The 19,108-nt window shown below is 49.7% G+C and carries 19 protein-coding genes; 13 read left to right on the top strand and 6 right to left on the bottom strand.

Annotation, left to right across the window (positions count from 1 at the left end):
* Positions 1-18: 18 nt before the first annotated feature.
* The gene (locus V7D78_RS03195; protein ID WP_333606983.1) at positions 19-225 is read right to left on the bottom strand and encodes a DUF2909 family protein; all 207 of its coding nucleotides are present in this window, start codon (positions 223-225) and stop codon (positions 19-21) included.
* 26 nt (positions 226-251) lie between these two features.
* Here V7D78_RS03195 and V7D78_RS03190 point away from each other — a divergent pair, with 26 nt between their 5' ends.
* Genes V7D78_RS03190 through V7D78_RS03170 form a run of 5 tightly spaced genes read left to right on the top strand, consistent with a single transcriptional unit; the run spans position 252 to position 4,020 of the window.
* A complete protein-coding gene (locus V7D78_RS03190) occupies positions 252-977 on the top strand; it encodes an SURF1 family protein (RefSeq protein ID WP_333606982.1) in 726 nt (241 codons plus the stop codon).
* Positions 970-1,485, top strand: coding sequence for a hypothetical protein (locus tag V7D78_RS03185; RefSeq protein WP_333606981.1), 516 nt, complete (start codon positions 970-972; stop codon positions 1,483-1,485). The genes V7D78_RS03190 and V7D78_RS03185 overlap by 8 nt, the downstream gene beginning before the upstream one ends.
* Positions 1,482-2,477: a COX15/CtaA family protein gene (locus V7D78_RS03180; RefSeq protein ID WP_333606980.1), complete on the top strand. Its 996-nt coding sequence runs from the start codon at positions 1,482-1,484 to the stop codon at positions 2,475-2,477. Before V7D78_RS03185 ends, V7D78_RS03180 begins: the two co-directional genes overlap by 4 nt.
* Positions 2,478-3,389: a heme o synthase gene (gene cyoE / locus V7D78_RS03175; RefSeq protein ID WP_333606979.1), complete on the top strand. Its 912-nt coding sequence runs from the start codon at positions 2,478-2,480 to the stop codon at positions 3,387-3,389.
* The gene (locus tag V7D78_RS03170; protein ID WP_333606978.1) at positions 3,379-4,020 is read left to right on the top strand and encodes an SCO family protein; all 642 of its coding nucleotides are present in this window, start codon (positions 3,379-3,381) and stop codon (positions 4,018-4,020) included. The genes cyoE and V7D78_RS03170 overlap by 11 nt, the downstream gene beginning before the upstream one ends.
* An 8-nt stretch (positions 4,021-4,028) precedes the next feature.
* On the opposite strand, the gene V7D78_RS03165 is transcribed toward V7D78_RS03170, so the two are convergent.
* The 3 genes from V7D78_RS03165 to nfuA form a co-directional block, all read right to left on the bottom strand.
* On the bottom strand, positions 4,029-6,236 hold the full coding sequence (locus tag V7D78_RS03165) for a DUF3857 domain-containing transglutaminase family protein (protein WP_333607008.1): 2,208 nt from the start codon (positions 6,234-6,236) through the stop codon (positions 4,029-4,031).
* Between the two features lie 125 nt (positions 6,237-6,361).
* The gene (locus V7D78_RS03160; RefSeq protein WP_333606977.1) at positions 6,362-7,372 is read right to left on the bottom strand and encodes a polysaccharide deacetylase family protein; all 1,011 of its coding nucleotides are present in this window, start codon (positions 7,370-7,372) and stop codon (positions 6,362-6,364) included.
* 100 nt (positions 7,373-7,472) lie between these two features.
* A complete protein-coding gene (gene nfuA / locus V7D78_RS03155; RefSeq protein ID WP_333606976.1) occupies positions 7,473-8,051 on the bottom strand; it encodes a Fe-S biogenesis protein NfuA in 579 nt (192 codons plus the stop codon).
* A 128-nt stretch (positions 8,052-8,179) separates the two neighbouring features.
* Between nfuA and V7D78_RS03150 the strand changes: the two genes are divergently transcribed.
* Complete coding sequence (locus tag V7D78_RS03150; protein ID WP_333606975.1) at positions 8,180-10,747, top strand: M14 family zinc carboxypeptidase; 2,568 nt, start codon at positions 8,180-8,182, stop codon at positions 10,745-10,747.
* Here V7D78_RS03150 and V7D78_RS03145 read toward each other — a convergent pair.
* Positions 10,744-11,499, bottom strand: a complete 756-nt coding sequence (locus V7D78_RS03145; RefSeq protein WP_333606974.1) for a ComF family protein — start codon at positions 11,497-11,499, stop codon at positions 10,744-10,746. The genes V7D78_RS03150 and V7D78_RS03145 overlap by 4 nt on opposite strands.
* A 40-nt stretch (positions 11,500-11,539) precedes the next feature.
* Here V7D78_RS03145 and bioH point away from each other — a divergent pair, with 40 nt between their 5' ends.
* The 3 genes from bioH to V7D78_RS03130 all read left to right on the top strand — a co-directional run bounded on the left by bioH (position 11,540) and on the right by V7D78_RS03130 (position 13,644).
* Positions 11,540-12,301 carry a pimeloyl-ACP methyl ester esterase BioH gene (bioH, locus tag V7D78_RS03140; protein ID WP_333606973.1) on the top strand — a complete coding sequence of 254 codons (762 nt, stop codon included), beginning with the start codon at positions 11,540-11,542 and terminating at the stop codon, positions 12,299-12,301.
* Positions 12,302-12,376: 75 nt separating this feature from the next.
* Positions 12,377-12,688 (top strand): excinuclease ATPase subunit, encoded by a 312-nt coding sequence (locus V7D78_RS03135; protein ID WP_333606972.1) that lies wholly within the window; start codon positions 12,377-12,379, stop codon positions 12,686-12,688.
* Positions 12,689-12,693: 5 nt separating this feature from the next.
* A complete protein-coding gene (locus V7D78_RS03130; RefSeq protein WP_333606971.1) occupies positions 12,694-13,644 on the top strand; it encodes a putative metalloprotease CJM1_0395 family protein in 951 nt (316 codons plus the stop codon).
* Between the two features lie 48 nt (positions 13,645-13,692).
* Here V7D78_RS03130 and V7D78_RS03125 read toward each other — a convergent pair whose 3' ends face one another.
* Positions 13,693-16,029: a Tex family protein gene (locus tag V7D78_RS03125; protein ID WP_333606970.1), complete on the bottom strand. Its 2,337-nt coding sequence runs from the start codon at positions 16,027-16,029 to the stop codon at positions 13,693-13,695.
* 162 nt (positions 16,030-16,191) lie between these two features.
* Between V7D78_RS03125 and greB the strand changes: the two genes are divergently transcribed.
* The 4 genes from greB (at position 16,192) to envZ (ending at position 19,059) form a co-directional block, all read left to right on the top strand.
* Positions 16,192-16,662 carry a transcription elongation factor GreB gene (gene greB, locus V7D78_RS03120; protein WP_333606969.1) on the top strand — a complete coding sequence of 157 codons (471 nt, stop codon included), beginning with the start codon at positions 16,192-16,194 and terminating at the stop codon, positions 16,660-16,662.
* 52 nt (positions 16,663-16,714) lie between these two features.
* Entirely contained in the window at positions 16,715-16,933 is a 219-nt protein-coding gene (locus V7D78_RS03115; protein WP_333606968.1) for a hypothetical protein, read from the top strand.
* Between the two features lie 90 nt (positions 16,934-17,023).
* On the top strand, positions 17,024-17,749 hold the full coding sequence (gene ompR / locus V7D78_RS03110; protein WP_333606967.1) for an osmolarity response regulator transcription factor OmpR: 726 nt from the start codon (positions 17,024-17,026) through the stop codon (positions 17,747-17,749).
* Positions 17,749-19,059, top strand: coding sequence for a two-component system sensor histidine kinase EnvZ (envZ, locus tag V7D78_RS03105; RefSeq protein WP_333606966.1), 1,311 nt, complete (start codon positions 17,749-17,751; stop codon positions 19,057-19,059). Before ompR ends, envZ begins: the two co-directional genes overlap by 1 nt.
* The last annotated feature ends 49 nt before the right edge of the window (positions 19,060-19,108 follow it).

Below are 19,108 nucleotides of genomic sequence, written 5' to 3'. Positions count from 1 at the left end.
GGCGAATGTTGAGCCGGCTTAATAAGGTCTGGGGTTAGGTGTTACTAGCCCCAGCAGTATCGCTAGAATAATCAGGCCCAGCGCCAGACCGGCATAGAGTACGCGACGGCCCAGATGACGTGATGTGTTCTGCCCTGAGTCGTTGCGCAGCATAATAACGCCAGCCTTAAACAGATTAAATAGCATAAAAAGTAGTAGTGCGATGATAACAAGTTTAATCAACATGCTTTTAGTTCTCCGGTTAGCGCATCATGCGAATTAACATTGCAGGTCGCGTATTGGCGATCCACCCTGTCTGGTTGCTGGTTACTCTGACTGCTTTTGCCATTTTAATCAAGCTTGCACACTGGCAGTGGCAGCGGGCAGCAGAAAAAACGACGCAATTACAGCAACTTTCTGTGATGCAGCAACAAGGGCCTTTGCGCTTTGCCCAGGTATTGCAGCTGCCCCCGGCCGAGGCGGATGGCGCTATAGTGCAAGACACTGGCCGTTGGTTAGCGCCTTATATCTGGCTGCTGGATAACCGTATTGTAGAAGGAAAAGTGGGTTACGATGTGGTGATCCCTGTGCAATTTGCGTCGGAGAACACTCTGTTGCTGGTGAATTTAGGCTGGGTGCGGGCACCACAAAGCCGCTCTGAGTTACCTGACATCGATATTCCAGAGCAAATCAACATTGATGGTTTGCTGCGCAGCGAAGTTGGTGGCCTGCGACTTGGGCAAAATACCGATGGCAGCGGCTGGCCGCTACGGATACAACAAATTGAGCTTGCAGAGCTGCAGAAAGCATTGCCAGTAACTTTGTATCATGCCATGGTATATCAACAGCATGGCAGTGATTTTATCCCGCACTATCAGGCAGTAGTGATGCCGCCGGAAAAACATCGCGGCTATGCCTTTCAATGGTTTATGCTGGGTTTAGCAGTACTGGCGGTGGCCCTCGCTGCCAGTTATCAAGCAGGTAAGAACGATGAATAAAAATAAATTTCTGCTGTTATTTATAGTGTGTTGCGCCTTGCCACTGCTTGGCGCAAAAATTGTGCTGGAGTTGGGCTGGTTTAATCCGGGTAGCTCCAGCAAAGGTCAGTGGTTGCAGCAAGAGTATTTTCTACTGGAAGACGCCAGTCAGCGTCCTGATCACTGGCGCATAGCGTTAATTCCGCAGCAGGATTGTCAGCAATCATGTTTGCAGGCATTGCACACCATTAAGCAAATGTATATTGGTCTTGGCCGTAAACAAGTGCAGGTGGTACCAGTGTTGATTGGCCAGATACCTCAGCCGGCAGAGTATCCGATGTTTCAGCAAGCTGCAGCGCTGATTGAGCTGCCAGAGCAACTGCGCAACACTATAGTACTGGTGGATCGCAAAGGCCTGGTGTTACTCAGTTATCCAATGCCAGAGCAAGCTGAAGATATGGCTGAAACGGCGCGTAGCGTGCGTGCCGATTTATTAAAACTGATGAACTACGATCGGACCAGTGTATGACAAAGTTTAAATGGCTAGTCAGCGTTACCATTATCCTGACTATGGTAGTGATTATTTACGGTGCCTTTACCAGACTGACTGATGCCGGGCTTGGTTGCCCGGATTGGCCTGGCTGTTATGGTTTTTTAAAAGTACCGCAAAAACCACAAAATGTTGCCTTAGCGGCAGAGTTGTTTCCCGAGCGGCCGTTAGAGCCACAAAAAGCCTGGAATGAGATGATCCATCGCTATCTTGCCGGCAGTCTTGGCTTGTTAATTGGCGCAATTTTTATCGCCAGCTGGGTTAAACGAAAAAAACCGCAGCTATTTCCCGCGGCGTTACTGTCACTGGTAATTTTTCAGGCAGCGCTGGGCGCTTGGACCGTCACTATGGGCTTATTGCCGATCATTGTATTGGCGCATTTACTGGGCGGTTTTACCATCTTCTGTTTATTAGTGGTGTACTGGCTAGAATTAACACCTGAACTGCGATTGCAGCCTAAACCACAATTGCAGGCACTGAAACCATTGGCCATAGGGGCCACGCTGGTGGTGCTGATGCAAATTGCGTTGGGTGGCTGGACCGCGGCCAATTACGCTGCCCTTGCCTGTATAGAGCTACCGTTTTGTGAAGCAGGTTGGACTGGACGGCTGGCTTTTGCCGAGGCTTTTGATTTACATCTGGGACATGATGATTACGAGTTCGGGGTGATGTCGGCCGACGCCAGAGCCACCATTCATGTGTTACACCGTATTGGTGCCCTTGTTACCCTGTCAGTGCTCTGTCTGCTGTTATGGCGGCTTTACCGGGTGGCCAGCAGCAGCTTATTGCGAGGTTTAACAATGGCTATCGCCGTGGTATTGGGCATTCAGTTTACCCTTGGGGTATTAAATGTTGTACTGCATTTACCCTTGGCAAATGCGGTGGCACATAATTTTATTGGTGCAAACCTGCTTATGCTTTTAGTGGTTTTGCTTTACTTACTGTATCGGCCTTTGAGCAAGGAGGCATAAATGGCAACAGTATTAGCTGCTAGGCGGTTAGTTCCTCTGTGGCGGGATTATCTTGAATTAACTAAACCTAAAGTGGTGGCGTTGTTAGTGCTGACAGCGTGGGTAGGTATGATGCTGGCGACTCAAGGCTTACCGGATCCAGTAGTAATGGTAATGGCTACCCTTGGCATAGGCTTATTGTCGGGCGCGGCTGCAGCGTTAAACCATGTTGTGGATCAGCGGATCGATGCGCAAATGGCACGCACTCACAGTAGGCCTGTGGCAAAAGGCCGGGTAAGTTCACAGCAGGCAATTGCCTTTGCGACCTCATTAGCGGGTGGTGGTTTTGTACTGCTGTATCTGGGAGTTAACCCACTTACCGCTTGGTTAACGCTGCTTAGCTTGTTTGGTTATGCAGTGGTATACACCATGTTTTTAAAGCGTGCTACGCCGCAAAATATCGTAATAGGAGGTTTAGCCGGTGCTATGCCGCCATTATTAGGCTGGACAGCTATTACTGGCGACATTCATGCTCATGCATTGTTGTTAGTGATGATTATATTTGCATGGACCCCACCGCATTTTTGGGCGCTGTCTATTCACCGCCGTGACGATTATGCCAAAGTTAACATGCCGATGTTGCCGGTAACCCATGGTATTGAGTACACCAAAACGGCTATTTTAATTTACACATTAATTTTATGTCTGGTGTGCCTAATGCCATATATTGTTGGTATGACAGGCGTCATTTATTTATTAGGAAGCTGTCTACTTAACCTGCGTTTTTTACAATACGCCTGGAAGTTAAAGTTTGCAGCTGATGACAGTACCGCCATGGCCACCTTTAAATTTTCTATCGTGCATCTGATGTTACTCTTCTTGCTGTTACTGGTTGATCATTATTTTAAGGTATCTGCGCTCTATGTTTCGTAATGTATTAATAGTGTTATTTGCGGCTGCATTTGTCATTGCCGGTGTGTTTTTTGCCTTGCAGCAACGCAGTTCAGCGTTACCAGAGCATGCGCTGGTCTTCCCTCAGCCGCGTAATCTTGCCGATTTTTCGTTGCTTGATCAGCACGCAGAGCCGGTTAGCCGGGAAAATTTATATGGCAAATGGACACTGGCTTTTGTCGGTTATACTTATTGCCCGGATATTTGCCCATTAACGCTGGCTAAGCTGGCCGGCGTGCAGCCAGAGTTAGCCGCTATGGTCGATAAACCGTTGCAAATCTGGTTTGTGTCGGTCGACCCTCAGCGCGATACTCCGGCGCAGTTAAAACAATATGTCGATTATTTTCAGCAGCCGGCACTGCTGGGTGTGACCGCCGGCCATGATCAGTTATTCCCCTTCGTACGCCAGCTTGGCTTAATGTATGCGATGAGTAGCACTACAGCTCCTGATTACCTGGTTGATCACAGTGCCTCAGTGGTATTAATTAACCCGCAAGGCCAACTGGTGGCGATGTTTAAACCGGAAATGGCAGTGGGAAAAATACCGTTAATTGAATCCGAACAGCTTATAGCGGATTTCCCACTGGTACTAAAGCAACTGCAACGGCAGTAAAGCGTGAGCTAAGGCAAAGCGCTTTGCTGTGCTTTAGCTTTGTTAAGCAAAGCACCGTTTTTCAGACACCAATACAAACCGAAGAGACTGAATGTCACCAGCCAGGTCAGGATGAAACGCACCACAGGCTCCGGAAAATGTTGCTCCGATGCAATTGGTGGTGGATCCAGTAGCCATAAGGCAATACAGATTAAACACAACATGGCATAGCTGCAAATAAACAATATGGCCAGTATTGTGCTGGTATCTGCCATGTCATCTACTTCTGTGGTCGCCTGCGTATTCTGAACCAGGCCCATGTGTAAGTCTTCCCGGGCTCTGCTTACTGCTGCCAGATAGTCGCTGCGCTGCTCTGGCAGAATATGGTCTGTCAGGCTCTTATACTGATAATTCAGGGTAAGGGTGTTGGTCGCTTTATCAAACTGAACCTGACTTTGATATTGAAAAAATGGGTTTAACTCCTGCACTGTTTCTTCTTCAAACTGCCAGTTAACGTCATTCAGCTGAATGGTCAGTGTTTGTTCAATATCCACCGGGTGATCAATAGCAAAAGGTTGGCTGCGGTTAGCGGCTATTTTTGGCTGCTCCAGATAACTACTGATGCCATTTGTATAAAAATTGGCGCTGAATTTATGGTTATCCTCGCTATCCCAAAAATCGCTTATCAGGTAAAACTCATCAATTTTAACTGTGCCTTGCGCCCGATCATCCGTTTTGATAATGGGTGCCGCCTGCGTAATAGTGGCGTAATAGCGGCTATAGAATTGCGTATAGTCTTCCTCTTTCTGGTTCAGGCTGTTTCGGGCAAATTGTGACCGAACTCTTTCGGCCGCCAAGCCACTATAAAGGGTGCTGACAGTATAGTTCGCTGGTTTTGATAAGGAATCAGTTAGCTGAAAGTGGTCATTTATCAGTGTTTTAGTATATTGCCTGGCGGAGGACATCGATGTGAGTTGGTTAACACCCTTTGCCAACTCCAGTGCAACACCGTAGTCAGGCTGATACAGGGTGCTGAGTGGCCCGCCCTGATGACTGCGGGTTGGATCAAGCCAGTAAGTGGTGTTATTAAATTCCAGTTTCACAATGGCATGATCAAAGGCATGTGCAGAGGGCAATACATCAGCAATCTTGGCGGCGCGCTCGGTGTTAACCAGCACAGGCACCGCCTGGTGACCAAGCTGGCGTAACATGCTAACCAGCAGTACGCTTTTATCTTTACAATCACCATAGCGCTGCAGCAATACTTGCTCTGCTGACGCCGGCTTGTGTGAGCTTTCGCCTAATTCAATCCCAAGATATCTAATATCGGTTTGCACAAACAGCAAGGCGGCGATAATTTGCTGCTCAGCTGTGGCATGCTCAAGCTGCCAGCGGGCGACTTTTTCCGTGACGGTCCGGCTGTTGCTAATGGCTGGTTCAAATAAGCTACTGCCCCACTGCGCGATATCCTGCCATTGCTCGCTGTTACTTAATGACAAAGTGTTATAAGGGCTATACCAGTCAGGGGTATCGTCTTCCACTTTGGCAACCGCAACATCTGTCTGTGTGAGCTGATAAATAGTGGCTTCAGCAGAGCTGGTGATTCGCAAAGGTAAGGGTTGCTGACTAAAGCGATAATACAGCGGCTCAGGCTTTTGCCAAATCAGCCGCCAGTGCTGCTGGTGCAGCGGCACCGACCAGTTAAGACTCTGGCTGTGATTGAAGCGGTCGGCAAACACCGGGTTGCTACCCGTAAGACTATAACTGTATTGCACTATATCGCCCACTCGTACGTCAGGCAGCACAATATTCAGTGCTGTTTTTCCGTAATACAGCAACTTTTGTAAATCCTGCTCGGTTTGCACCAGACTGATCCTGGCCTGGGAGTAACGGCTACTGCTGATGCCGTCCCGGATAATATTTAACTGATGCAACTGGAGTTGCTGATACAGCGGATCAAAGTGAATAGTGATCTGACCGGCGTCCTCCAGACCTCTCGTATTCATCACCAGACTGGCGTAGTGTTCAAAGCGTTGCTGGGCACCTTGAGCGGGCACTGTTAGTTGCGTATCGGCCAATAAGTAATAAATCCCATTTTTAATCTCCTGGGTAGGAATGGCACTGCGCTGCACCGGTTGTATAGGTTCAACCCAACCAGGAACAGGGCTTAAGGCAATGGGCTGTGCACTGACTGTCAGAGTAAAGAGGCCGTAAACAGCGGCAAGCGTAAGCAACATTTTCACAGAAAATCCTTTTCAACATTGATGGGGTCAGCCCTTGCTTTTTGCATTTATTAACATATTGATAATTAATGCAAAAAGCAAGGCCTGACCCCAAAGGTTTCTTACTGGAAATTAAATTTTTAGTTTAACCACTGCTGTGAATACCAGTAGAAGTAGCCGCGTTTACTGAGGGAAGGTGCGGTGCAGTTGTAGCGACTGCGGCCGCGGTTGACGGCTTTACTGGCGGTCACTTCAAAGGTGTTAGCATCAAGCCATACCGGCTCCAGGACTTCGCTACCGGCATAGCAGCGCAGTTGTTGCGGTAAGAAATCCTTAATCTCTAAGCGTAAGCGTAAAGTAGGTGGGTTAGCGCTGATAACCTGATCAGCCGACAGGTAATCCGTTATCGTAAATGCCAGGGTACGCAGTTTCTGGGCTAAATCTTTTAAATCCGCATATTGACCGGCAGCCGGGAAACGTGGAATGCGGGTTAACTTAGTGGCCGGGCCTATAGCACCTGATTGCTGACCTATGCCAATAAAGCCCAGCCGCTCAACTAAGGCTTCTAACGCATTGCTGAACTCGCCATAAGGATAGGCCAGCCATTGGTGGCTTTGGCCGGTTTCTTCCTTTATGCGCTGCTCAGCCTGTAAAATGCTTTGTTCCATCCGTTTTAACCAATCTTCCTCTGACTCACCAGGCTCAGGGCGCGCCATACGTTCATGATGCATGGCATGGTTAGCCACCAGCACACCATCGGCCGCCATTTTTTTAACCTGATCCCAGTTTAGTACCGGGCCGACTCTGTCATCTATGCTGCCCGGGCTGATAAAAATGGTATAGGGATAGCCAAATTCCATCAGGATAGGGTGGGCGGCAGTGTAATTATTTTCAAAGCTGTCATCAAAAGTGATCACCACAGCATTATCGGCAATCGGTAAGCCTTGTTGCAGTTGCTGGATCAGTAAGTCCAGACCTATCACCTGAAAATTATTATCTTTAAAATATTGCAGATGGCCACGTAGTTCTTCTTTGGTGACACTGCTAACGCGTGGTGTGTTATCGGCGACATGATGGTATATCAGCATCACGGCGGCCTGCGCCGGCAGTATTAAACTGAATAGCAGGATAACAGTGATAAAAATGCGCATAAAAAAACCCCGAAGTAAATCATCGGGGTTGTTATAGCATAAAAGGCGCGGTGCCGTCATGTGGCCACAACTTGCTACAGCGGTTAATTTAGCGACTTAGCTAGTAATAGGAATGCTCGCCGCGCTGATGCTCAGTGATGTCTTTCACTCCCGTCAGTTCGCCACTAAAGCGCGCCAGCAGTTCTTTTTCAATGCCTTCTTTCAGTGTTAAATCAACCTGAGAACAGCCATTACAACCGCCACCAAATTGCAGAACTGCCACGCCACTGTCGGTCAGTTCCATAATAGTCACCCGACCGCCATGGTTAGCCAGTTGCGGATTGATTTCACTGTCAATGGTATATTGTACCCGCTCCATTAAAGAGGCGTTGTCACTCACCTTGCGTACTTTGGCGTTTGGCGCTTTTAATGTTAGCTGTGAGCCCATTTGGTCTGTGACGAAATCTATTTCGGCATCAAGTAAAAAGGGTTTGCTTTCGTCATCCACTACCGCATCAAAGCCGGTAAAAGGCAGGCGTAAATCGGTTTCTTCTACTGCATCTGGCGGGCAGTAAGACACACCACATTCCGCTGAAGCCGTGCCAGGATTGACCACAAACACCCGAATATTGGTGCCGGCCGGTTGTTTTTCTAACAGCTTGGCAAAGTGTGCCTGCGCCTGCTCTGAAATAGTGATCATAATAAGTACCTGACTAAATTACTAGGGTATAGCCTATGATACTCTGCCTCAGTAGCAGATGCCAGCCCTGCTTGAGTTTTAGCGTCGTTTCTGGCTAACTTGATATGTTATAACTAAGAGGACATCACGTGAAGCAACTGTTGTGGGCAGCCTGTGCGCTGTATTTTGGTCTGGCACAGGCCAGCTATTTTGACGAAGCCGTCGATGAGTCAGTTATTACCCCTGAGCAGGTACTGGGCTTTGCCGTAGGTGACTGGCATGCCCGGCACGATCAAATTGAGCGCTACTTTGAGCAGTTAGCAGAGCAATCGCCGCGGGCGACACTGCAGGTGATTGGCTATAGCCATGAGCGGCGGCCGTTATTACAGTTAGTGATATCGTCACCGGAAAATTTGCAACGGCTTGAGCAAATACGCCAACAGCATTTGGCTCAAGCCAAAGGTGAGGCCCCGCTAGCGGATGATGCACCTGTGGTCATCTGGCTGGGCTATGGCGTTCATGGTAATGAACCCAGCGCGGCGAATGCCGCCTTAGTGTTGGCCCATTATTTAGCGGCGGTAGATACGCATGAAGTGCAGCAATGGCTGTCGCAGGCGGTGATTCTAATTCAGCCCAGTTTAAACCCGGATGGCCACGACCGTTTCGCGCTGTGGGCCAATATGCATCGCGGCGCCATGCCGGTGGCAGATCCGCAACATCGTGAACACATTGAGCCCTGGCCCAATGGCCGGCCGAATCACTACTGGTTTGATTTAAACCGTGATTGGTTATTGCTGCAACATCCGGAAAGTCAGGCGCGTATTGCTCAGTTTCACCATTGGCTACCCAATGTGCTGGGCGATTTTCATGAAATGGGCACAAACAGTACCTATTTTTTCCAGCCAGGTATTCCCAGTCGCAATTACCCGCTAACGCCTGAGCGGAACTTCGAATTAACCCGCATACTGGCCGAATTTCATGCAGCGGCCTTTGATGCTCAGGGCCAGCTGTATTATACCGAAGAAAGCTTTGATGATTTTTATGTCGGTAAGGGGTCAACCTACCCCGATGTTAACGGCAGTGTAGGGATCTTATTTGAGCAAGCCAGTAGTCGCGGCCACTTGCAGGAATCGATTCATGGCGTGATAAGCTTTGCCGATACCATAAAAAATCAATTTACTGCCTCGTTATCCACTATTCGTGGCAGCGTTGCCCACCGACAGGATTTACTCAGTTACCAGCAAGGCTTTTATCGCAGTGCCATGCAACAGGCACGCAGCGATAAGATTAAAGGTTACATTATCAGTGAGGCTGAAGATTACAGCCGGCTCACCATGTTACTGGATATACTGCAGCAACATCAGATAATAAGTTACCCGCTACACCGTGACTGGCAGTATGAGCAACAGCAATTTACTGCCGGTAGCAGTTATTTTATTCCACTGCAGCAACCTCAGTACCGTTTAATTAAAGCCGCTTTTAGCACGCAAAAAAGTTTTAACGACAATACCTTTTATGATGTATCAAGCTGGACCTTACCTTACGCCTTTAATATTGAGTTTAAGGCGGTCAGCCGTGAGCCGGCAAGGGCTGCTTTATCCAGCCAACCCTGGCAAGCGTCTGACGCTGCAGTCAGCACGCCAATAGCAGCAGGCGCTTATGCTTATGCCTTTAGCTGGCATGATCAGCAAGCGCCAGTGCTGTTACAGGCCTTGCTGGCCGAGGGGCTGGTGGTGCGGGCCGCCATGGGCGATTTTAGTGCGCAAACCAGCACTGGCATCAAAAGCTTTAAAGCCGGGGCCATGATGATGCCCTCCGGCTTACAACAGCACAGCAATTGGTTTGAGCGGCTGTCAGCCATTAGTCAGCGCTTCCCACTGGAGATCAGTGCTATTACCACGGGGTTAACAGCCACTGGCAGTGATCTGGGCAGCCATAACTTTACTCCGGTCAATTTGCCGCAAGTGCTGCTGATCGCTGGCCCTGGTGTTAATTCCACTGAAGCCGGTGAAGTCTGGTACAACTTTGAGCGGCTGGCCGGCATATCGCCAACACTGGCAGAGCCACAACGACTGGGCCGGCTGAATTTATCGCGTTACAGCCATATTATTTTGCCGGATGGTAATTATAACCAGTGGCAGGAGGCAGAGATCACCAGTTTACGGCAATGGGTGCAACAAGGCGGTATTTTGTGGGGCCATAAACGCGCCGCGGCCTGGCTGTCTGATGCCAAGTTATTGCAAGCTGGCGTGTGGCAGAGTAATGATATGAATAGCCTGATCCCACAGGCCGGTTTGCGTTATCAGGACCGCGAGTTACTAGCCGGACGGCAGCGCATTGCCGGCGCGATTTTCCGTGCTGAACTGGACAACAGTCATCCTTTGACCTTTGGCATTAGCAGCAATAGCCTGCCGTTATTTAAAAACAGCAATATGTTGTTGCAGCCAAGCAGCCGGCCTTTTGTCAATGTGGCGCTCTATGCACAGCAGCCGCATTTAGCCGGTTATACCGCAGAGGAATATATTCCGCGTATTGCGCAAGGCGCCGCCCTGATAGCGCATAACCTTGGCCAAGGCAAAGTAATAGCCATGACAGATAACCCGGTATTTCGCGGCTACTTTGTCGGCTCCAGCCGCTTACTGGTGAATGCCATCTATTTAGGGCACACCCTTAATGCCAGTGGCAATGCAGAAGCCTGGGAAGAGGAGGCGAACTAACTCTGGTTTTTTTTATGGCTGGGCGTTGGCGTCACGGCCAGTGTCCAGACACTGATTTGTGATACACCGCGTGCTCGCAGTAAGCGGCACAGCTCGCTGGCGGTGGCGCCGGTGGTGAGCACATCATCAATCAGTGCCACTGAGCTGGGCAAGATTAACGGTGCTTGCGGGCTGAACTGATAAGCCTGATGCAGATTTTTCAGGCGCTGGCGCCGGTTTAACCCTAACTGGCTGTGACTGTGCTGACGCCGCTCAAACAGCGGCAAAAGTGGCAACTTCAGGGTTTCTGCTGCCGTTATTGCCATATGCTCTGCCGGGTTAAAACCACGTTTCCGGCGTTTTTTGGGGTGCATTGGCACAAAGGTAATCGCCTCGGGTAAAGGTTGACCTGCCGCCAGGTAGTGTTGCAATAAGTGGCTAAACTGCGCCAGTAACCAATCTTCAGTGGCCAAATCTGCCTGAAACTTCCACTGCCGGATCCAATGCTGATACGGCTGCTGATACAGCGCCAGTGCCAACAAACGCTCAAAGCCTGGCTTTGGCAGGCCCTGACTGATCTGTGGTAACCAAAGCAAATTATAATGGCACAGCGCATAAGGCAGTTGCGGCAAAGCTGGCAGGCAATGCTGACAAAGTTGCTGGTTGGCCTGCTGCACCGGTAAACTACACCAGAGGCAGGATGATGGCAGCACAGAGTGCCATAAGCGCTGCCATAAATAGCGGATGTAAGTGAACAGAGTTCTAAAACGCATTTAATACACTTTTGCAGCATAAAATTTACCTGAGACAAGCATGGCAGATAACGTTCAACGCGACAAACCCACTTTAGTACTTTTGCACGGCTGGGGCCTGAACCAGGGTGTGTGGCAGGGCATAGCCCCTATGCTGCAGAAACATTGCCGGCTGCTGACACCGGATTTACCCGGCTTTGGCCATAACACGCAGTTTCCTGACGGCTACGCCCTTAAGCCGGTGCTGGCGCAGATTGCTGAGGCTATACCGCAACAAAGTCTGGTGTGTGGTTGGTCTTTAGGCGGCTTACTGGCCATAGCGCTGGCCCGGTATTACCCGGATAAAGTGCGCCAGCTGGGGTTAATCGCCGCCAGCCCCAGCTTTTTGGCTAAAGAAGATTGGCCCGGCATGGCTGCTGGCGTAATGCAGCAATTTTCCCAGGCGCTTAGCCAGCAGCTGGAGCAAACCATAGGCCGTTTTTTAGCTATCCAGGCTATGGGCTCGGCGAGCGCAAAAGCCGATATTATGCAATTAAAGCAGGTGATATCGGCTTACCCGGTGCCGACAGAGGCTGCAGTAACAGGGGCGTTACGTTTATTGGCCGAGCAAGATTTGCGCGCCGATTTTGCCGCTATTTGCCAACCCATAGCCGGCTGTTATGGCCTGCTGGATTCATTGGTACCTGTGAGCATAGTACCGTTATTGCAGCAATTACAACCAGATGCACATCTGACATTAGTGCCCCACGCCTCTCATGCGCCCTTTATTTCGCATCAAGCAGAGCTACTTAGCTGGTTTGAACAGTGGCTGAGCAGAGCATAATTGCACTGGTACTATCTTTTTCGGCAGTTTTGGTTAATAATTAAGCACTATGATAAGTGGTTACGGAGCTAAGTTATGGACATTCAATCTGCTTTTGCATCCGGTATGCAAGGATTTCAACGCGCGGCCAATGGTGTTGCTGAAGCCAGCAGCAATATTAACCGCCAAACGCTTAACCGCGACAATATCGAACGGCAAACTGCTGAAACTCAGGCGCAAAATGTTGAAATTAATCAACAGGCTGCAGCGACCGCACAACAAACTACCCCATCAGTTAATCAAAGCCTGGTGCAACTGACTGAGCAAAGCCGTAATGCTGAGTCGAATGTGCGCTCAGTGCAAACGGCCGATCAGATGCTGGGCAGCATTATTGATGTGCGGGTATAAGTCAGATGCAACTGGTCTCGCATTACCCTAATGTCAGCATAAACACCGCGAACCCGGCGACAGAGTCGGCGCGGCGTGATATGCAACGGCGCGAGCTTGTCGAGCCGGTGCGTGAGCTGGAAAAGGGGCGGGCAGAGCAGGCGGTAGCCACTGAAGACAAAGCACGGGCACCGGCTGCGACTAGTTCAGCGCTCAATTTATATGACAGTAATGGCCGCGACACCGAAACCAGCCAGGCGATAGCCGGCAAGGGTGAGCAAGGTAAACAAGAAGAGCAGAGCCAGGGCGAAGAGACCGAGCAACAACGGCAGCAAGCGGAGCAACAACAACAAGCAGAGCAGGCGCAAATTCGTGAGCTACAGGCGCGCGATCGTGAAGTGCGTAGCCATGAGCAGGCGCATGCTACTATCGGTGGCCGCTACGCAGGCGCACCCAGTTATACCTTTCAGCGGGGGCCTGATGGCCAGCAATATGCAGTAGGCGGTGAAGTAAAAATAGATATATCGCCCGAAGCCACTCCCCGCGCCACCATTCAAAAAATGCAGCAGGTAAAAGCAGCCGCTCTAGCCCCGGCCGAACCATCCTCTGCTGATCGGAGAATAGCTGCAGAAGCGGCACAGCGGTTACTGGCCGCGCAAGCGGAATTGGTCGCCGAAAAAGCTGCTGAAATTAGTAATAGTGGTGCTGCAACACCCGTTACGGACAGCGTCAGTTCAGTGTTTGCGGCTGAGCAGGGCGCATCGGCAGTTAATGATATGCGGTTTCCAGAGTTAACCACTTTGGCGCAGGCCGGGGTTGCTAAGGATGCTATTCGCTTTACCGAGAGCATGACCTTAGCAGAGCCTGGTTACCGCGTCAGTCCAAATAAGCAAATGCAGCAACGTGCGCAAGTGATTAGCCAGTTCTATTTACAAGCGACGGCCGTGAAAGCACGGCCCTTAATTCAACAAGTCTGATTGCAACCAGTCTGAACGCTTTTTACCTGCTAGTGTTTCTCTTCTGAATTACTTTTTCATTTTCGCCAGTGCCTCAGCAAAGGCATTACCCATGGCAGCATTGGCTGGCTCAGCTTTAGGGGCTTTTGCCGGGCGCTGGGGCTGAGACTGACCTTTAGCATTGCCTGCCTTGGCGTTGGCTGGGGCTGTAGTGCCCTGACGCAACTGGCTTTGCTGGGGTTGTTCATCCAGACGCATGGTCAGTGCAATGCGCTTACGCTCTGCATCTACTTCTAATACTTTTACCTTGACCACATCACCGGCTTTGACCACCTGATGCGGATCGCTGACAAAGGCATCGGTTAGCGAGGAAATATGTACCAGACCATCTTGATGCACACCCACATCAACAAAGGCGCCAAAGTTAGTGACATTGGTCACTACACCCTCGAGCAACATACCAACGGTTAAATCTTTTAAGGTTTCTACACCTTCTTTAAAGCTGGCCATTTTAAACTCCGGACGTGGATCGCGCCCCGGTTTATCCAGCTCTTTTAAGATGTCAGCGATGGTTAATAGGCCAAAATGCTCGTCAATCAGGCTGGCTGGATCCACGCTGTGTAAAAAGCTGCTATTGCCAATAATCTGCTGCACGCTCTTCTGATGTGCGGCCAGCAGTTTTTCAACCAGTGGGTACGCTTCGGGGTGCACACCTGATGCATCCAGCGGGTTGGCGCCATTGTTTATGCGTAAAAAACCGGCTGCTTGCTCGTAAGCCTTAGGGCCCAGCCTTGGCACTTTTAGCAGTTCTTTGCGCTCGTTAAAGCGGCCATGGCTGTCACGGTACTGCACGATATTTTGCGCCAAAGCCTTATTTAACCCGGCCACTCTGGCCAGTAAGGGTACCGAGGCGGTATTTAAATCGACCCCCACAGCGTTTACACAGTCTTCCACTACCGCATCCAGGGATTTGGTTAACAAGCTTTGGTTTACATCATGCTGATACTGGCCGACACCGATAGCCTTAGGCTCAATTTTCACCAGCTCCGCCAGCGGATCTTGTAAGCGGCGGCCTATCGATACCGCACCACGCAGTGATACGTCTAACTGCGGAAATTCTAATGCCGCCAGTTCAGAGGCGGAGTAAACCGAGGCGCCGGCTTCAGATACCATGACCTTGCTGATCCGCAGTGCCGGTAAGCTTTTAATGACTTCAGCAGCCAGCTTATCGGTTTCACGCGAGGCCGTGCCATTACCCACGGCAATCAATTCAATTTTATATTGCTGGCAAAGTGCTGCCAGCACCCGTACTGATTTATCCCAATGGTTTTGTGGCGCATGCGGGAAAATAGTAGTGTGGTTTAGCAGTTTGCCGGTTTCATCCAGCGCGGTGACTTTAACCCCGGTGCGCAGACCCGGATCCAGTGCCAGGGTCGGACGCATGCCAGCCGGCGCAGCCATCAGTAAGTCCTGCATATTGCGGGCAAATACTTTTATCGCTTCCGCTTCAGCTTTCTCACGTAGTTCACTGAGCAAATCGTTTTCCAGGCTTAAGTGTAGTTTCACTTTCCATGCCCATTGCACCACAGTGCGTAAAAAGCTGTCGGCGGCGCGACCATGGTCATGAATATTAAAATGGCTGGCAACCATTTGCTCACAGAGGCTGTGGGCCGTATCCTCGTTGGCATCGGGTACCAGTTGCAGTTGCAGTACCCCCTCGTTGCGGCCACGAAACATCGCCAACGCACGGTGAGATGGGGTGGATTTCCAGCTTTCGGTATGGGCAAAGTAATCGCGGAATTTAGCCCCTTCCTGCTCTTTACCGGCAACCACAGTACTCTTTAGCACCGCATGCTGTGCCAGCTGACGACGTAATTTCGCCAGTAAGTCGGCGTTTTCTGCAAAACGCTCCATTAAAACGTACTTAGCGCCATCTAACACCGCCTTGCTATCAACATAACCGGCGTCGGCATTTATATAAGTGGCAGCCTGATGCTCCGGGTTCAGGTTAGCATCCCCCAGCAATGCTTCTGCTAAAGGCAGTAAGCCGGCTTCAATGGCCATCTGGCCTTTAGTGCGGCGCTTGGCTTTATAAGGCAGGTATAAATCTTCCAGTCGGGTTTTGCTGTCAGCTTGCTGGATATCGTGTGCTAATGCATCGGTTAATTTGCCCTGCTCGGCAATGGTTTTTAAAATGACCTGACGACGGTCTTCCAGTTCCCGTAGATAGGTCAGCCGTTGTTCCAGCAGCCGTAACTGGGTATCATCCAGTCCGCCGGTGACTTCTTTACGGTAACGGGCAATAAAAGGTACGGTAGCCCCGTCATCCAAAAGGCTGATGGCGGCTTGTACCTGCTCGGCTTTTGCAGAAATTTCAATGGCGATTTGTTTAACAATCAAAGACATAAATCTGGATCCTGGCGCCGGGTCGCACTGGTAGCTTATCCCGGTTACGGCAATAGCAAAAAACTGGGGGCTATTGTCACCCGTTAGCGGTAAAAAATCCAATACGGATCGGCTATTAGGGGCAAATCAAAGCGTGCCAGACGCTATACAGGGGCTGATATCGTGAGAACAAATCTCATTACCCGCGAGGGTTTTGAAAAACTCAGTAATGAGCTGAATTATTTATGGCGCGAGTACCGGCCAGAAATCACCCAGAAAGTCGCATGGGCGGCCAGCCTTGGGGATCGCTCTGAAAACGCAGACTACAAAGAAAACAAAAGGTTATTGCGGCAAATTGATTCTAAAATCCGTTTTTTACGCAAGCGTTTAGAAGTGCTGAAGATTGTTGATTACTCGCCACAGCAGGAGGGTAGGGTGTTTTTTGGTGCCTGGGTGCAAATTGAAGATGACGAGGGCGCTAGCCTGAAGTTTCGCATTGTTGGCCCGGATGAAATTTATGGCCGCAATGATTATATTTCGATTGACTCGCCGATGGCCCGCGCCTTGTTAAAAAAACAGGTGGATGACGAAATTAGCGTGCAAACCCCAAGTGGGCTTAAAACCTGGTGGCTGCTTGCTGTAAATTACACCTAAAAGCCAACAGCAGCTATACTTAACAAGCATAACTGAAACAGGAGGTCTGTTTATGAAACTTATGCGTATTGTTATAGTATTAGCCTGCGTGACAGGATTAACGGCTTGCAGCACCTTATCGCAAAACTCAGTGCATCAACAGTATGAGCTGGACCGTGAGTATGTCAGTAAGGTCGAGGCATCGGCCCGCAATAGCATGGCTGCTGCCAAAATTTACTGGGTTAATCCGCCACAAAAGCGTATTACGCCGGTAGAGTCACCTGAAGATTGAAAAACTTTGTAACATTGTTTAAAGCCGCCTTGCCGATGCAACGGCGGCTTTTTAGTTTATAGTGGCTAAAAAAGTTATGAGGGGTCGGGCATGGTGGCAACAGAAACAACCAAGGTGCTTGTGGTAGATGATGATATGCGCTTGCGTTCTTTGTTAGAACGTTACCTGATTGAGCAGGGCTACATAGTTCGTAGTGTCGCCAATTATGAACAAATGCAACGCTTAATGGAGCGGGAAAACTTTCATTTGCTGGTGCTGGATTTAATGCTTCCCGGTGAAGATGGCTTGTCAATTTGCCGAAAATTGCGCCAACAGGAAAACGATATTCCCATTATTATGCTTACCGCCAAGGGGGATGAAGTAGACAGGATCATTGGCTTGGAGATGGGCGCCGATGACTATCTGCCTAAACCTTTTAACCCCCGTGAACTACTGGCGCGCATTCGCGCCATTTTACGCCGTAAAAGTAAGGCATTGCCGGGTGCGCCCAGTCAGCAAGAAGAAGTAATCGCTTTTGGCCCTTTTACATTTAACCTGGCCACCAGGGAAATGTTTAAAGGGGATCAATCCTTGCCCCTGACCAGTGGTGAATATGCCGTATTAAAGGTGCTGGTGTCTCACCCTCGCGAGCCTTTGTCACGCGATAAGCTGATGAATCAGGCGCGGGGCCGTGATTATTCGGCAATGGAGCGTAGCATTGATGTACAAGTATCGCGGCTTAGACGCATGCTGGAAGATGATGCAGCGAATCCACGTTACATCCAAACCGTATGGGGTTTAGGCTATGTGTTTGTACCTGACGGTAAACTCAACTAATGTCATTACTTCCGCGCAGCGCTTTTGGTCAAACTGTTTTTTTAATCGGCTTTTTGTTACTGATCAATCAGCTGGTATCGTATTTTTCAGTGGCATTCTATGTCATTAAGCCCAGTACCCAGCAGATTAACCATTTAATTGCCAAGCAGGTGAAGTTACTGTTTCTGGACGAGTCTACGTCTGAGCCCTTGTTAACGCCGGCTCTTAAAGAGCGGTTTACAGTAATCACAGGCATAGAGGTTTACTCAGAGCAGCAAGCACTGGAGATGGGATTGGCTAATGCCAGTTATTATGGTTTTTTTTCAGAGCAGATGTCATTGGAGTTAGGAGGTCCGGCGGAAGTACGCATAGCACAAACGGAGCATTTTGTGTTTTGGGTGCGGCCACCGCAAGCGCCGGAGTTGTGGATAAGGGTGCCCCTAGCTGGCTTGGATGAAACCAATTTTCCGCTGCTCAGTTTTTATTTACTGATGATTGGCGTGCTCAGTGTCGGCGGCGGTTGGTTGTCGGCCCGGCATTTAAACCGGCCATTGAAAAGCTTGCAGCAGGCGGCTTTGCAAGTAGGCCGCGGTGAAATTCCTCCACCGTTGGCTGAAGATAAAGGCGCCACTGAAATAATTGCCGTGACCAAGGCATTTAATTATATGGCCGAGGGCATAAAACAGCTGGAGCAAGACAGGGCGCTGTTAATGGCTGGAGTGTCGCATGATTTGCGCACACCACTGACCCGCATTCGCCTGGCATCAGAAATGATGAATGAACCCGATAACTGGATACGCGAAGGAATTATCAACGACATTGAAGATATGAACGCTATTATTGACCAGTTTATCGATTATCTGCGCCATCATAAGCAAGAAACACTGCAGAATATTAGTATTAATGAACTGATTACCGAGTTAGTGCAAGCAGAGCAGGTGCAGCAGCGCACTATACTGACCGGGTTAGCGACCGACATCCCGTTATTTCCTGCTCGAAAAATTGCTATCAAACGCTTGCTGAATAACTTGCTTGAGAATGCACTGCGCTACAGTACTGGTGAGATAGAAATTAATAGTGGTTTTGAACGCGCAGCAAAACGCATATATATACAAATACGTGATCACGGCCCCGGCATTCCTGAACACCAGATGAAACAGATGTTCGCACCCTTCACTCAAGGAGATGCAGCGCGGGGCAGCGGCGGTTCAGGGCTTGGCTTGGCTATTATTAAAAAAATTACTGACATGCACGGTGGTGAAGTAGCCATGCATAATCATGCATACGGGGGCTTAGTGGTAAGGGTATATTTACCCCTGAAAAAGTTATAAAAAGGGTTGAGATAACAGCGTATTCTTAAATGGCTGTAAACAAGCTAAG

The sequence above is a fragment of the Arsukibacterium sp. genome, from assembly GCF_036735525.1.
Lineage (GTDB): Bacteria > Pseudomonadota > Gammaproteobacteria > Enterobacterales > Alteromonadaceae > Alishewanella.
The sequence above is the reverse complement of the archived record's forward strand: the minus strand, read 5'-3'. Positions and strand labels throughout refer to the sequence as shown.